We start from the raw sequence: 1039 nt of genomic DNA on the forward strand, positions 1-1039 counted from the left end.
CAGCCCAAATGGACGGCGCAATCCTAGTTGTATCAGCAACTGACGGCCCTATGCCACAAACCCGTGAGCACATCCTGCTTTCACGTCAGGTTGGCGTACCGTACATCATCGTCTTCATGAACAAGTGTGACCTTGTTGATGACGAAGAATTGCTTGAGCTAGTAGAAATGGAAGTTCGTGAACTTCTTAACGACTACGACTTCCCAGGTGATGACACCCCAATCGTAAAAGGTTCAGCCACCCAAGCCCTTAAAGGCGACGAAGGCAAATATGGCCAACCAGCCGTAGTAGAACTACTAGGTATCCTAGATACTTATATCCCAGAGCCAGAGCGTGACATCGACAAAGCATTCCTAATGCCAATCGAAGACGTATTCTCAATCTCAGGTCGTGGTACTGTTGTAACTGGTCGTGTTGAATCAGGTATCGTACGTGTTGGTGACGAGATTGAAATCGTTGGTATCCGTGACACGCAAAAAACCACCTGTACTGGTGTAGAGATGTTCCGTAAACTGCTTGACGAAGGTCGTGCAGGCGAAAACTGTGGCGTACTACTACGTGGTACTAAGCGTGAAGACGTACAACGTGGCCAAGTACTTGCTAAGCCAGGTTCTATCACTCCTCACACCAAGTTTGACGCTGAAGTATACGTATTGTCAAAAGAAGAGGGTGGTCGTCACACACCATTCCTAAACGGCTATCGTCCACAGTTCTACTTCCGTACCACTGACGTAACTGGCGCAATCCAATTACAAGACGGTACTGAAATGGTTATGCCTGGTGATAACGTTGAGATGGGCGTAGAGCTTATCCACCCAATCGCTATGGACAAAGGTCTACGCTTCGCTATTCGTGAAGGCGGCCGTACTGTAGGCGCTGGTGTTGTTGCTAACGTACTTAGCTAAGCATTGAAGCACTAACGCTATCAGAGCAATCTGATAACGGTAAGCAGTTAGAAAAAAGCCATCCTTGAAAGAGGGTGGCTTTTTTTGTGGGCGCTTTATCTTGAAAGTAGGTGTTTAAAAATTAATGATAAATA

Annotated in this window: 1 protein-coding gene; it reads left to right on the plus strand. The window is 46.7% G+C overall.

Annotation, left to right across the window (positions count from 1 at the left end; genetic code table 11):
* Positions 1 to 905 (plus strand): elongation factor Tu (gene tuf, locus PG901_RS10000; RefSeq protein WP_271133439.1); only part of this gene is annotated, 905 nt, incomplete at its 5' end.
* Between the last annotated feature and the right edge of the window lie 134 nt (positions 906 to 1039).

The sequence above is a fragment of the Psychrobacter sp. ANT_H3 genome, assembly GCF_027919975.1.
Lineage (GTDB): Bacteria > Pseudomonadota > Gammaproteobacteria > Pseudomonadales > Moraxellaceae > Psychrobacter > Psychrobacter maritimus.